13 protein-coding genes and 1 tRNA gene are annotated in these 12,686 nt (G+C 64.2%); 9 read left to right on the top strand and 5 right to left on the bottom strand.

Annotated features, from left to right (window positions below):
* Positions 1-104: 104 nt before the first annotated feature.
* From P6U29_RS07155 to P6U29_RS07135, 5 genes are all read left to right on the top strand, one after another.
* Positions 105-605, top strand: a complete 501-nt coding sequence (locus tag P6U29_RS07155; protein WP_407116953.1) for a hypothetical protein — start codon at positions 105-107, stop codon at positions 603-605.
* 11 nt (positions 606-616) lie between these two features.
* The gene (locus P6U29_RS07150) at positions 617-1,090 is read left to right on the top strand and encodes a hypothetical protein (RefSeq protein WP_407116952.1); all 474 of its coding nucleotides are present in this window, start codon (positions 617-619) and stop codon (positions 1,088-1,090) included.
* Positions 1,091-1,198: 108 nt separating this feature from the next.
* Complete coding sequence (locus P6U29_RS07145) at positions 1,199-1,435, top strand: hypothetical protein (RefSeq protein WP_407116951.1); 237 nt, start codon at positions 1,199-1,201, stop codon at positions 1,433-1,435.
* Positions 1,432-1,569 (top strand): hypothetical protein, encoded by a 138-nt coding sequence (locus tag P6U29_RS07140; RefSeq protein ID WP_407116950.1) that lies wholly within the window; start codon positions 1,432-1,434, stop codon positions 1,567-1,569. The genes P6U29_RS07145 and P6U29_RS07140 overlap by 4 nt, the downstream gene beginning before the upstream one ends.
* 1 nt (position 1,570) lies before the next feature.
* Positions 1,571-1,966 carry a GFA family protein gene (locus tag P6U29_RS07135; protein ID WP_407116949.1) on the top strand — a complete coding sequence of 132 codons (396 nt, stop codon included), beginning with the start codon at positions 1,571-1,573 and terminating at the stop codon, positions 1,964-1,966.
* Positions 1,967-1,981: 15 nt separating this feature from the next.
* Here P6U29_RS07135 and P6U29_RS07130 read toward each other — a convergent pair whose 3' ends face one another.
* Positions 1,982-2,911, bottom strand: coding sequence for a CobW family GTP-binding protein (locus P6U29_RS07130; RefSeq protein WP_407116948.1), 930 nt, complete (start codon positions 2,909-2,911; stop codon positions 1,982-1,984).
* A gap of 3 nt (positions 2,912-2,914) precedes the next feature.
* Positions 2,915-4,405 carry an amidohydrolase family protein gene (locus P6U29_RS07125; RefSeq protein WP_407116947.1) on the bottom strand — a complete coding sequence of 497 codons (1,491 nt, stop codon included), beginning with the start codon at positions 4,403-4,405 and terminating at the stop codon, positions 2,915-2,917.
* 257 nt (positions 4,406-4,662) lie between these two features.
* Here P6U29_RS07125 and P6U29_RS07120 point away from each other — a divergent pair, with 257 nt between their 5' ends.
* Complete coding sequence (locus P6U29_RS07120) at positions 4,663-5,763, top strand: IS4 family transposase (RefSeq protein ID WP_407116946.1); 1,101 nt, start codon at positions 4,663-4,665, stop codon at positions 5,761-5,763.
* A gap of 876 nt (positions 5,764-6,639) precedes the next feature.
* Positions 6,640-7,665 (top strand): alpha/beta hydrolase, encoded by a 1,026-nt coding sequence (locus P6U29_RS07115; RefSeq protein WP_407116945.1) that lies wholly within the window; start codon positions 6,640-6,642, stop codon positions 7,663-7,665.
* Between the two features lie 21 nt (positions 7,666-7,686).
* Here the strand turns inward: P6U29_RS07115 and P6U29_RS07110 are convergent, their stop codons facing one another.
* The 3 genes from P6U29_RS07110 to P6U29_RS07100 all read right to left on the bottom strand — a co-directional run bounded on the left by P6U29_RS07110 (position 7,687) and on the right by P6U29_RS07100 (position 10,268).
* Positions 7,687-9,504 carry a DEAD/DEAH box helicase gene (locus P6U29_RS07110; protein ID WP_407116944.1) on the bottom strand — a complete coding sequence of 606 codons (1,818 nt, stop codon included), beginning with the start codon at positions 9,502-9,504 and terminating at the stop codon, positions 7,687-7,689.
* A gap of 117 nt (positions 9,505-9,621) precedes the next feature.
* A tRNA-Glu gene (locus P6U29_RS07105) sits at positions 9,622-9,696 on the bottom strand.
* 227 nt (positions 9,697-9,923) lie between these two features.
* On the bottom strand, positions 9,924-10,268 hold the full coding sequence (locus tag P6U29_RS07100; protein ID WP_407116943.1) for a hypothetical protein: 345 nt from the start codon (positions 10,266-10,268) through the stop codon (positions 9,924-9,926).
* Here P6U29_RS07100 and P6U29_RS07095 point away from each other — a divergent pair.
* Positions 10,267-11,274 carry an RluA family pseudouridine synthase gene (locus P6U29_RS07095; protein ID WP_407116942.1) on the top strand — a complete coding sequence of 336 codons (1,008 nt, stop codon included), beginning with the start codon at positions 10,267-10,269 and terminating at the stop codon, positions 11,272-11,274. The two genes, P6U29_RS07100 and P6U29_RS07095, sit on opposite strands and share 2 nt — an antisense overlap.
* 217 nt (positions 11,275-11,491) lie before the next feature.
* Positions 11,492-12,391 carry an RNA polymerase sigma factor RpoH gene (gene rpoH / locus P6U29_RS07090; RefSeq protein WP_027575252.1) on the top strand — a complete coding sequence of 300 codons (900 nt, stop codon included), beginning with the start codon at positions 11,492-11,494 and terminating at the stop codon, positions 12,389-12,391.
* Positions 12,392-12,686: the final 295 nt, after the last annotated feature.

Raw genomic sequence — 12,686 nt, 5'->3', positions numbered from 1 at the left:
CATCGCCTCTCCGAGCGTTGACTTGGAGCGGTCTCTGGCAGAACGATCGGCGCAGATCATCCGCGCCAACTCTGGCGTGAGCGCAGCCAAAGGCCAGAGGCTCAATGCATCAATCGGCACATAGGGGGCAACTCGACCTCCCTGCGCTGAGCGCAGCGGAGCGGCTCTTCATCTGGGGATTCAGGGCGAAGGCTCGCAGCGGAAGCGCCGTCCCGACCGCGGCCGATATCAAGCAGGTGTACGACCATTTTCGCGTCGGCGATGCCGTGCCGTCGCTGGAGTCGATCATCGAGATCTTTGCGTGCACCGCGCATACGGCGATCGAAGTGCACTGCCCCACCTGCCCGCGCATGTCCGACAGCGAGCACGGACTCTTGCGGGCGATTGCCGCTGCCCAGCAGGACCGCATCGATGTCGCGCGCGAGCAGTTCGAGCGCTGGCTGCCACCGGTCGGCGCCGATTGGGCGCTCGCGCCGGTCCAGGGGCTTGCAACGATCTTCCGCATGGCCGGTCTCATCCTGCCTGACCGGCACCTGCGGTCTTTCGACCATGACCGGATGATGGCGATGAAGAGCTGGCTGGTCGGAAGCCCCACGCTGCATTGACGAGAACATTCATGATGCAGGATGCATGCGGTTCTGTGGCCGTCGCGGACGCCGGTCAGTCGCAGCTCTGTCCGCTCCAGGCCGCGCTTGCGGCGCCACGAAGCGTCGAGAGCTACGATCATTTCTGCCGCGTCGCGCTGTCGCTGTTCCGGTTCATCGGAGCGGCCTACGCGACCGGCGCTTCCGATTGTTGGGAGGCGGCCTATCGCTTTGCCGAGGAGGCGCCCGGCATCGCCGACAGTCCGCTGCTGGTCGCCCGCGCCGCGGCGCTCGTCAGGATCCTGCGCGGCGGCCGGCCATGCGAGCTGTGCTTCATGCCGCCGTCCTGCCGGCGCCTCTCCAAGGACGAGGCGGACTTGATGCGCCTGCTGGCGGTCGCACGCCGCAAGCAGCCGGGTGAGCTCGAGTCCATCGTTTGCCAGTTCGTCGGCTCCGACAAGGAGGACGCGGCGGCGCGGGCCGTCAACGCGCTTGCGTTCTGCTGACGCTTTGACAGGCTCTGGTCGTAAATCCCCTCTTGAGAATTGATCGCCGGAAGGCTCTGATGGGGTGCGGAGGAGAAATCCGTACTGCTACCCTGGGACCTGAACGGCATGACGATGTCGGTCGAGCAATTGTGGAGCCTGCCGGAGACCGCGCTGGTCGGCGCCTATACGGAAGCGCGGCGCCGCTATACCGAGAAGAAGTTCGAGCGCGACACCCTGCGGGCGCGACTGGAATGGATGCGCGCAAAGCTGTTCGTCAACACGTCCGGCGGGGTAACCGAGCGCAGGATGCGGTTGACGTGTCGGAGGAACTGGCGCGCAAGGGCCAGGAGGTGCGCGAGATGACGCGCGACCTCGACATGCTGAAGATCGACGTCGACGTGATCAATACCATGATCCGACTGCGCGGCGCCCACGGTACTCCCCCGATCCATGCGGACGAGACGGCCGAAAGCCCGGCCGAGCCGGAGGTTGAATGAGATGGTGGCGTTCCGCGGCAGCTGCCTGTGTGGAGAGGTCGCCTTCGAGGTCGATGGTCCGTTCGAACGTTTCCTCAACTGTCATTGCTCGCGCTGCCGCAAGGCGACCGGGACGGCGCATTCCTGCGAGGTCATCGTGAAGGCGCAGGCGCTGCGATGGCTGCACGGTGAAGCATCGGTCGCGCGGTTCGATCTGCCCAACGCGCGAAGCTTTGCCACCGCGTTCTGCAAAATCTGCGGCAGCCCGATGCCGCATTTGACCAGCAGCGGGCGCGAGGCGATCATCCATGCCGGCGCGTTCGACCAGAAGCTGGATGCGACACCCGATCGGCACGTGCAGTGGTCATCGCGCGCGGAATGGTATGTCCATGGGGACGGATTATCCGTGGAGGATTGAGACGCGACGCGGGCTTCACACCGCAGCAACGCACGCCTCCATGATCCCATCGAGCTCCGCCTTCGAGAGAACGCCGAGTTCGGCGATGAAGACGATGCGCGATCGCGGCGCGCCCGGCGCCGGCGCATCGCCGGACGCCAGCGTCGCGCGGCCCGCTGCGAACTGAAACACCATCATGCGGCCGGGTTGCTCGATGGTCTCGAACAGGCCCTTGGCGCGCGCCAGCTTTGGCGCCAGCCGGTTGATGGCTTGCTGCAAGTGGGGCAGCGAGACCGGCTTGTCCGAGGTCCAGCTCAGCGTCTCGAAGCGCTCCTCTGCCGGCCGCCGCGGGCCCACCTCGCGCGCCACGGACGCACGATCGACGTCCGCGGGAAACAGCAGCGCGGCCGGAATGTCGCCGTGGTTCGCATCAATCACCACGGCGGGAACACGCAGCGCGCGGATGGCCGCGCGCATCCGTGCCCCCGCGCCCGCGTCCGCCAGATCCAGCTTGCTCAACGCGACGATATCGGCGACGCGCAACTGCGACCGCAGCAGCGCGTCATCCAGGGCCGTTTCCAGCGCCGTCGCATCCATCACGCAGAGCACCGTCTCCAGCGGCGCCTCGCGCAGGATCACCGGGTCCATCAGATTGCGCACGATGTCAGCGGGATCGGCGACGCCGCTGGTCTCGATGACGATATAGTCGGGCTTGGGATCTCGCCGCAGCAGCGTCGACAGCGTGCGGAGCAGATCGCCTTCGAGCGAGCAGCAGATGCAGCCATTGGCAAGGCTGACCACGCCATCGCCCGCGCCCGCGATCAGCTCCGCATCGATGTTGATCGCGCCGAAATCGTTGACCACGGCGGCGATGCGCCGCCCCTCCGCATGCGCCAGCAGATGGTTGACGACCGTGGTCTTGCCCGCCCCCAAAAAGCCCGTCACCAGGAGAATGGGGATCGGCACGGGTCAGCCCTCGACGACAGGGCGGCGCACGGGCTTACCCGGCCGCGCTGCCACATCAAGCACGCCGTCGCTGATCAGCACCTGACCGCTGACGACGAGATGGCGCACGCCTTCGGAGGGACGGTTCATCGCGGTGAAGGTCGCGCGATCGCTGAGCTTCTCGTAGTCGAACACAACGATGTCGGCATCCGCGTCTTTCGCAAGCCGGCCCTTCGCCCGCATCGCGGGCGTGCTCTGCGCGAGGATCTCCGCCGGGATCAGCGCGCATTTGCGCACGCCCTCCAGCAGCGACGCGGTCTTGCGCTCGCGCACCCATTCGCGGATGAATTTCGTGAAACAGCCGGCCGAGCGCGGATGCGAGGTGGCATCGTCCGGCAGCGGCCAGGCATCGCCGGTATAGGTGGTGCCGTCAGAGAGCGTCCACGGCATCGCGTCGGAGGCAATGGCGCCGCCGGGATAGAGCACCGACATGTCGAGCAGGTCGCGGTGATGCGCATTGTTCTCGGTGTCGAGGATGTGCCAGAGCACCAGCGAGGAAGGCTCTTCAGCCTGCGCCTTGAGCAGCTCCTCGCGGTCGTGGAATCGGTAGCCGTCGGTCACGCGCTGGACGGAATCGTAGCCGGTGCCGTTGCGCTCGACGAACTGGGGATCACTGAAGAAGGCGGCGGCCAGAACGGTCGAGCCGGTGCCGTACGGATAGGCTTCGACCGTGATCGGCAGACCCTGCGCCTGCGCCTTCTCGATCAGCACGCGGCAGCGCTCGACGTCGGTCTTGCTCGACGAATTGAAATGGCAGATGTGCATGTGCGCGCCGGTGGCGCCGGCATAGCCGATCAGGCGGATGTAGGCCTCCGCCGCGCTTTCGGGGTCGATGCGCGACATGAACGCGACGTGGGTGAAAGTCGGCACGTCCTTGGCCGCAGCCAGCTGGCACACGGCCGTCAGCTCCTGCACGCCGGCACCGGGCGCATAGGCGTTCAAAATGCCGATGCCGATGCCGCCCTCGTTCAGGCCGCGGGTGAGGCGATCGAGGATGCCTGATACCTCCGCATCGGTTGCGACATTGTCCATCCAGCGGCGGTCGCGCATGGCGTTGCCGAACGCCTCCAGCGAGCTCTCCGCATTGGAGCCCGTCATCGCGCCGATGCGGGCAAAGGCCCAATTGGTCGCAGCACCGTAGTTCAGCACACGGCCCTTCCGCGCCTGGCGCTCATACCAGGATGCGACGGGCAGCACGCCGGCCTCGAGATCGAGCGTCGTCGTGACGCCGTCGAAGGCCTGCATGCGGTCGGCCGGGATCGACTGGCCATGCGCATGCAGATCGATGAAGCCGGGCGCCACCACGAGGCCGGTCGCGTCGATCACCCGCTCGGCGCCGCCGAGCGAGGAGCCGACGGCGGCGATCTTGCCGTCCACGACGGCCACATCGCCGACGGCGTCCATCCCGCTCGCGGGATCCACCACCCGGCCGCCAGAGATCACCAAACCACTCATATCGTCACTCCTCCGCCTTGAAATCGCATCAAGGCAGATTCCGGGGGCAACGACCACCTCCACGAAGGCCGATGCATCATGCTTACATGGAAGATCGTTTAGCGGACCAAGCGCAGACACGCGCTCCCGTCCTCGCGGCATGATTTGCCCGAGCTGTGCTCCCTCTTCACGCCCTCCCGAAGAAAGGGCGCAGGGAAGACCGCATAGGCGTTAAGTTTATTCTTGAGTGTTGGAATCACACGTGATTCCAAGGCGGGATGGCAGACGAATCGCTTCTGAACGAGGACTGGACGAGAGTGGTTGCGCAGCTCGGCGGGGCTGCGCAGCTTGAAATAAGTGCGCGCCAGACGAAGGCTTTCGTGCGGCGGCGCCAAATTCCAGATGCGGTGTCGTTACTTCGGCTGATGCTGGCCTATTGTCTGGGTGAAAGAGGGTTGAGATCGACAGCCGCGTGGGCCGCTGCTGTTGGCCTTGCCGACCTCAGCAGCGTGGCGTTGTTCTATCGCCTGCGTCAATGTGGCGATTGGTTTGCAGTGCTGGTGGAGGGCTTGCTCGCTGCGGCAGCCCCGAAGGCGAGCCGAGGCCGCCTGATCCGCATTATCGATGCGACGACAGTGCCTCAGGCAGGACCGGCTGCGCGCAGGAACAGTGAGCTTTGGCGCGTTCATAGTGCATTCGATCTGCCATATGAGCGCTTTGGTCACTTCGAGCTGACAGATCAGCAAGAGGGCGAAACGTTTGACCGGATACCGGTGGTCAAGAACGAGATCCGCATTGCTGACCGCGCTTATCTGCAACCTGACCGCATCGCCGCTGTCCGCGACGCCGGGGCAGACGTTTTGATCCGAGCGGGCTGGAAGAACGCACGTTGGCTTGATGCCAAAGGCCTTCCGTTCGATCTGATGGCCCAATTGCGTGCGGCGAAGGCGCACGGACTGATCGATCGGAGGATTTGGATCAAACGCAAGGACGGTGCGCCTCTGGCTATGCGTCTGGTCGCAGTCAAGAAGCCCGCCGGTGCAGTCGCGGCTTCGCGTCGTAAAGCCCGGCGCGACGCACAAGACGAAAACCGCGTCATCTCCAAAGAAACTCTGGAAGCCGCGGATTGGGTCATTCTGGTCACGTCGCTCGCACGGGACGAGTTCTCCACCAAGGATGTACTCGCGCTCTATCGACTACGATGGCGCATCGAACTTGGCTTCAAGCGACTGAAGAGTCTGATTGGTCTCAAGACGCCACCTGGAACCGATCCGCGCTCCGCCAAGCCCTACTTGCTGGCACACCTCTTGATCATCCTGCTGCTCGAGCCGCTTGCCCGCGACTTCGAGGACTCTCCCCGCTGGATGCAGGCCGCCTGACGGCACCTGGCGCTTGGCGTGTTTTGCAACAACTCGTTGCATCCTTGCTACAAGCGATCATTCCACAACCAACCATCCGTTGCTTCCGCCGCAGAAAGCGAGCGCTTGGGCGGCACCTGCGCGAGCCTCCTCGAAAACGTCCGTATCAATCGATGCTCGCGCTACCTTAACGCCTATGGGGAAGGCCGGGTGCCGGCTGGCACCCACGGTCCGCTGCGCGAAAGCACACGCAGAAAACTGCACAGCGGCATACAGGTGAAGCCCAACACACGGCCTTCCCTGCGCAGTGGTTTGACGGCTTATGCCTGCTCTCCCCGGAGCCGAGTTCGTTCTGGCCTCCGTCACTTCAGCGAAATGCACGGCACCCGCGCCGGTTGACGCGAGTGACGCCTTCGCCAAGGCTTGACCGTAGCAACGACGGCCAGGACCACACGGTTTCGCCGTACGCAGGCTGCCCCCGCTTCGCCAAGAGGCTTGGCAGGGCTTCGGCGCCGTTCGTCTTCGCAGGGAGCGCCATGCTCACGAGGTTCGTCTCGCCCTGCACGCGCAAGCCTGCCTTTAACGCCGTCCGCGTCCACCGCAACTCCCAGCCCGCGTTCGTGACGACGTACGACCGCCCCTTAGGTGGGCTGGGATGGCCAACACATACGACAAATCCGAATTTCGGTAAAGCGGAATATTTTCGTTGGAAGGGGTTGACAGCGGATCGGGCGAGTGGTGCGGTCCATTCGAGCGAGATCATCGCCTGACCTGGCGCTCGCCAGGGGGCCATATCTAGGGAACCGCGAAGCTATCACGCCGTCTTCTTGCCTCCATTGTCATTCAGGGAGCTAGGCGGGGCGGCATTACGGTGGGCAAAGTTCCCAAAGGTTCCGTGTGATCGTCCGACGTCCTCTGCAACAAGCCTGCCGTCATCCTGTTTCGCGCCGCGCCCTCCTCGGCGGACTTCTATCGGCAGGAAGTGCCCTCGTCCTCGGCGGATGCGCCGGCTTGGGTGCGACCGGCGCGCGTTTCGACGCGTCGTCCCTCTCCGTTGACCCTACGTTGTTTGTCGTCACCACGCGCAAGCCCGTGAACGGCGGCCGCACCAAACCCTGGTTTGGGCCGGAGCGTGCGACGAGCATGACGGTCGCGCGGGCCAGGCTGGTGGCGCCGGACGAGAGCCGCCTTTCCCTCGCCTCGGTTGGACTTGGCGATTGGCGCCTTGATCGGATCGAGCCGATATCGGCCGACGCAGGCGATCTCGCGGCGCAGGCCGGCGCAGGCGACGTGCTGATCTATGTCCACGGCTTCAAGCAGACATTCGAGACGGCCGTTCTGGATGCTGCCCATCTCTCGGATGGGATCAGGTTCCGAGGCCAGACCATGGCGTTTTCCTGGCCTTCCAGGGCAGGACTGTTCGATTACGCCTATGACCGCGACAGCGCGATGTGGTCTCGCGACGCTTTCGAACGCGTGCTCTCGGCGCTGGTATCGAGTCCAGCCGGCGGCCGCGTGCACATCGTTGCGCATAGCATGGGAACCATGCTGACGCTCGAAAGCCTGCGTCAACTCTATGCCCGTTACGGCGACACGGTCACGAGCAAGATCGGCGCCGTGGTATTTGCCTCACCCGATATCGACATGGACGTGTTCTCGTCGTCGATCCAGCGCATCGGTCCGCTAACGGGCAAGATCACCGTGATCGCCTCGACCAACGATCGCGCACTCGCGCTCTCAGGGCAAATCGCAGGTGGAATGACAAGGGTCGGCGCCGCCGAAAAGGCCGTCATCGCGCGACTCGGTGTGCGCGTGGTCGACGCTTCCCAGGAAGGCTGGGGCATCATCAATCACGACCTATTTCTGTCGAATGCCGAAGTGCAGCGGGTGATCCGCCGCGCGATCGAAGGCACGACGGCGTGAGAGAACGATCGCGACGCCAGTCTAAGCGATCAAACGCTGCACCAACGCGGTCTCGCTGGAATACGTCAGCAGCGCCTCGTGAGTCGCCCGGGTCACCCCGACATAGGTCAGCCTTACACATTCCTCGACGGTCTCGCCGTGGCGGCCGAGCAAGCCCAAGCCGGCAATGGCGACGCAGGGAAACTCCAGGCCCTTCGCGGTGTGCATGCTCAGGAAGCGCACGGCGACGCGCTTGACCGAAACCCTGTTGCGATTGTCCTTGGCCATATCGATCGGCACGTCGTGCCTGGCGAGGATCTGCGCGACCCGCCCGCCGATCCAGTGCTCGGGGTAGAGACACGCCATCTGCGACCACTCGTACCCGGCTTTCTTCCGGTCGAGAAACCACTCGGCGACGCAGTGAGCTTCTGCGTCGATGCTCACGCAGCGCCGCACCGCGGGCTCCAGTCCCTGCCGACCCGCATCTTCCGGCAAGAGGATGGCGTGCTCATCGTCGGCCGTGACGCCGGGAGCACCAATGACGTCTGCAGCGAAGCGTCGCGCGAAGGCAACGATTTGCGCCGTGTTGCGATAGTTGACTTTCAACACGGTCGTTCTGCCCGACGCTTCGATTCCAAGCTGCTTCCACACCGGGCGCTCACGCCCCTTATAGATGGCCTGAATATCGTCGTAGACGACCATCAGCGCTTTCGTGCGCGGGTTCACCATCTTAGCCGCAAGCGCGAGCCATTGCGGCTCGAAGTCGTGTGCCTCGTCGATCAGGACAGCGTCGTACTGCTCCATTGGGATATGGCCTTGATCGACGGCCTTCACGACCTCTGATACGCTCGCAGCCAGTCGCTCTGCGTAGTTCGGATAGTCTCGCTCGGAGGGGGCGGGAATCCCATAAGTCCGCAGCATCCGGTAACACCAGGAATGAAAGGTGAGAACCTGAACGCGGTCCTCCACGCCCCTGCTCTGCATGGCATCCTCGAGTCGCCCGGCGATGCCATTGGCGTAACACAGGATGAGCACCGGCTTTGCCGCCGCACGTGCCAGATACTCGGCGCGAAAGGCCAGGATCAGCGTCTTGCCCGATCCGGCGACGCCGCGAATGATTCGATGCCCCTCGCCCAAACTGCGCGCGAACTGCTCCTGATGCAGGTCCATGACCGCAAGCGTCCGGTCCGAAGGATCGACCCGAGGTGCGTCCTCCAGAGGCAGGGCGATCTGTCGTATGCGGATTTCCGGAAAGAGAAGCGCCCGCAGGCGGTCGAACTGCGGCATGGACAGCGGCTCTCCGAGACGCGGATGAACCATGCGCCACAATCTGGACCGGAATTCCTCGGGATCAGCGCCCTCCGTCATTTCGTCCTTGAACAGACAGAGATGCTCGGCGAACACCTCCTTGAGATTGGTCTGGTCGAACTGCTTGCGCGTGATGTTGGTGAACACGGCCCCGAAGCCGAACGGAACAATGGCCCGGCCCGCGAAGCGATGACCGGGCGGAAACAACAATTGCCCATCGCGCTCCAGTGTGCGCACGACCTCGAACGTATACTTGCGAGCCTGCTCGAGCGGATTGCTCTCCCGCACGACACCACGACTCGTCAGCAGCTCGACCTTCGTCTTGTCCGCCGAAACGATCGTCTCCAGGCGCCAGTCTTTCACCTCGAGCACGAGCAAGCCGTTCGCGGGATGAACGACAATGAAATCCGGATGCCGGTTGAGAGGGCCGACAGGCAGGTTGTGCCAAACGACAGCGTTCTCTTCGAGGAAGTCCTTGAGCCGCTCCGCCAGCCGAAGCTCGCCACGGCTGTCGAAGCGCGCGAAGCCGAGGCTCGGGATCAGGATTGCCATGTTGCGACTGCGAGGGCCATTGCGACCACCTTGTGAGACTACGCGTGTAGCAGGGCGGTCTCTCCAGGCTCACATGGTTGCCTAGAGTGTGCAGGTTTTCAATGGCTTAGGATTTGCTGGCGCTCCCTAGGGGAATCGAACCCCTGTTTCAGCCTTGAGAGGGCCGCGTCCTAACCGCTAGACGAAGGGAGCGTGAGGGGTACGACATAGCCGCGAATTTTGTCGGCGGCAAGGTGAGATTCACCGGTTTCTCCGCCGTCGTCCTAGCGAAGTCAGGACCATTTCCCCGAACGCGATGGTTAAGCTCAACTGGGGCTCCCGGTCGAATTCACCAACTGAGCCCTGTGGTTATGGGTCCCGGATCTGCGCTTCGCTTGTCCGGGACGACAGCGGAGTAGGCCTCGCGACCGCGGCCTCCCTCACGGCTCATTGACGAATTTCAGCTTTCCGGCCGGCTTCAACGTGTGGGCATCGAAGGTGCGGATCTCGATGATTCCGCCGAAGTCCAGCGTGACCACGAGGCGGTCGCCGGCGACCCCGGTCGAGACGATCTTTGCGCCCTTGGGCAGGGTGGCGGTGACGTCGCCGACGGGCTCAGTCGCCCTTCCCTCGGACTTGAAAAGGCGGTAGCCCACCGCGATCAGCACGGCGCAGATCGCCAGCGCCGTGGTCAACCCCGCGATCAGCATCATCCGCCGCACCCGCGCGAACAACGCGGCCTGCTCGGGGGTCGGTTCGGGAACAGCGGTATCAGACGTCGTCATGGAAAGCTCTGGGTCAGCGCAAAGGTTGGAAGTGATCGTCGCCGGCGACGAGGGCTCGGCGCGGCTCGACCGCGTGCTGGCGGCGCGCCTGCCGGAGCTGTCGCGATCGAGGCTGAAAGCCCTGATCCTGGCGGGCGCAGTGCACCTGAAGGCCTCCGCGGTCCGCGACCCCGCTTATCACGTCGCATCCGGCGATACGATCATAATCGACGTGCCGGAGGCGGCGCCTGCGGAGCCCAAGGGGGAGGATATCGCCCTCGATATCGTGTTCGAGGACGACGACATCGTCGTCCTCAACAAGCCCAAGGGGCTGGTGGTGCACCCCGCGGCCGGCCATGAGACCGGCACCTTGGTGAACGCGCTGATCGCCCATTGCGGCACCTCGCTGTCGGGCATCGGCGGGGTGCGCCGGCCCGGCATCGTGCACCGGCTCGACAAGGACACGACGGGGCTGATGGTGGTCGCCAAGAACGACCTCGCCCATGCCTCACTGACCGCCCAATTCGCCGACCACGGCCGCACCGGCGCGATGCGGCGGGGTTACATGGCCTTCGCCTGGGGCGTGCCTAACCGGCACCGCGGCACCGTCGATGCGCCGATCGACCGCCATCCGCATGCGCGCGAGAAGATGGCGGTGCGCCAAAGCGGTCGCGAGGCGGTGACGCATTGGGAGATTCTGGAAAGCTTCAATGGACGCGACGGCAAGGGCGTCGCCGCCCTGCTCGCCTGCGAGCTCGAGACCGGCCGCACTCATCAGATCCGCGTCCACCTCGCCCATATCGGCCACCCGCTGATGGGCGATGCCGTCTATGGTCCGCATTTCAAGACCAAGGCCAACCAGCTCGGCCCTGAATCGCAAGCCGCGTTGGCGGCGCTTGGGCGACAGGCCTTACATGCGTACCTGCTGGTATTGGAGCACCCGAGGACAGGAGAACTTCTGCACTGGGAGGCGCCTCTGCCGGAGGATTTGCTTCTCCTCGAACGCGCCCTCAAAGCGGCGCTATGACGCAGGCCGCTTAAGAAAGTCGTTACATTACAAAAAGTTATAGCTGCCACACGGGGACGTGACGTCAGCAATCCTTCCCTTTTTGACACCCGATGGGGTATATTGCGCCTGCGTTGAAATGATCAACGCGGAACATCGCAGCTACGGCCGGCTTTAACACAGCGGTCGTCTGCCTGGCCCGCCGCTATCGGGGGCCTGAACCTTTGGAGGGCGCACTATGGCCCGTACCGCTGCTTTGCCGGTCCTCAATGGAGAATCCGGCCTTTCTCGCTACCTCGCCGAGATCCGCAAATTCCCGATGCTGGAACCCCAGCAGGAATACATGCTCGCCAAGCGTTGGCGCGAGCATGACGATCGCGACGCGGCACATCAACTCGTCACTAGCCACCTCCGCCTCGTGGCCAAGATCGCCATGGGCTATCGCGGCTACGGCCTGCCGATCTCCGAGGTCGTCTCGGAAGGCAATGTCGGCCTGATGCAGGCGGTGAAGCGTTTCGAACCCGAGAAGGGGTTCCGTCTCGCCACCTACGCCATGTGGTGGATCAAGGCGTCGATTCAAGAGTACATCCTGCGTTCCTGGTCGCTCGTGAAGATGGGCACCACCGCGAACCAGAAGAAGCTGTTCTTCAACCTGCGCAAGGCGAAGAGCAAGATCAACGCGCTGGACGAAGGCGATCTCCGCCCCGATCAGGTGCAGATGATCGCCAAGCGCCTCGGCGTCACCGATCAGGACGTGATCGACATGAACCGCCGCCTCGGTGGCGACGCGTCGCTCAACGCGCCGATCCGCGACGACGGCGAAGCCGGCGAATGGCAGGACTGGCTGGTCGACAACACGCCCAACCAGGAAGCCATGATGGCGGAGCACGAGGAGTATGATCACCGCCGTGACGCGCTGAACGGCGCCATGGGCGTGCTCAACCCGCGCGAACGCCGCATCTTCGAGGCCCGCCGCCTCGCCGATGAGCCGATGACGCTGGAAGACCTCGCCGCCGAGTTCGGCGTGTCGCGCGAACGCGTCCGCCAGATCGAGGTGCGTGCCTTCGAGAAGGTGCAGTCCGCGGTCAAGGGCACGATCGCAAGGCAGGAACAAGCTGCACTGGAAGCCGCGCATTAAGCGGGACGGTTCAGCGAAGAGATTGGCGGATCGAAAGAGACGAAAAGCCGGCGGCAACGCCGGCTTTTTTGTCATGGATGGGGCATTGCCCTGCGAGTTGCCCAGATGCATCCAACCAGGTCGAGGATGCTTGTCGCAGGCCGCCGGGTCGTGTATGTCCTCCGGCCCCCGGCGCGATCCAGCGCCGCGCGCTTTCAGAGGGAGGCGGCATGAAGTTGAAATCGAGACGTTCCGACCGCCGCCCACAGGTCGTCGGCGATCGGTCTTGGCCGTGTAAAAACGGCTTCAAAGGGCA

Origin of the sequence: Bradyrhizobium sp. LMG 9283, from assembly GCF_045571415.1 — a bacterium.
Taxonomy (GTDB): Bacteria; Pseudomonadota; Alphaproteobacteria; order Rhizobiales; family Xanthobacteraceae; genus Bradyrhizobium.
The sequence above is the reverse complement of the archived record's forward strand: the minus strand, read 5'-3'. Positions and strand labels throughout refer to the sequence as shown.

What these genes read in the sequence shown, in the direction of transcription:
- P6U29_RS07155 (WP_407116953.1), top strand. Translation starts at nt 105, where the DNA reads ATGCATCAATCGGCACATAGGGGGCAACTCGACCTCCCTGCGCTGAGC.
- P6U29_RS07150 (WP_407116952.1), top strand. Translation starts at nt 617, where the DNA reads ATGATGCAGGATGCATGCGGTTCTGTGGCCGTCGCGGACGCCGGTCAG.
- P6U29_RS07145 (WP_407116951.1), top strand. Translation starts at nt 1,199, where the DNA reads ATGACGATGTCGGTCGAGCAATTGTGGAGCCTGCCGGAGACCGCGCTG.
- P6U29_RS07140 (WP_407116950.1), top strand. Translation starts at nt 1,432, where the DNA reads ATGACGCGCGACCTCGACATGCTGAAGATCGACGTCGACGTGATCAAT.
- P6U29_RS07135 (WP_407116949.1), top strand. Translation starts at nt 1,571, where the DNA reads ATGGTGGCGTTCCGCGGCAGCTGCCTGTGTGGAGAGGTCGCCTTCGAG.
- P6U29_RS07125 (WP_407116947.1), bottom strand. Translation starts at nt 4,405, where the DNA reads ATGAGTGGTTTGGTGATCTCTGGCGGCCGGGTGGTGGATCCCGCGAGC.
- P6U29_RS07120 (WP_407116946.1), top strand. Translation starts at nt 4,663, where the DNA reads ATGGCAGACGAATCGCTTCTGAACGAGGACTGGACGAGAGTGGTTGCG.
- P6U29_RS07110 (WP_407116944.1), bottom strand. Translation starts at nt 9,504, where the DNA reads ATGGCAATCCTGATCCCGAGCCTCGGCTTCGCGCGCTTCGACAGCCGT.
- P6U29_RS07095 (WP_407116942.1), top strand. Translation starts at nt 10,267, where the DNA reads ATGGAAAGCTCTGGGTCAGCGCAAAGGTTGGAAGTGATCGTCGCCGGC.
- P6U29_RS07100 (WP_407116943.1), bottom strand. Translation starts at nt 10,268, where the DNA reads ATGACGACGTCTGATACCGCTGTTCCCGAACCGACCCCCGAGCAGGCC.
- rpoH (WP_027575252.1), top strand. Translation starts at nt 11,492, where the DNA reads ATGGCCCGTACCGCTGCTTTGCCGGTCCTCAATGGAGAATCCGGCCTT.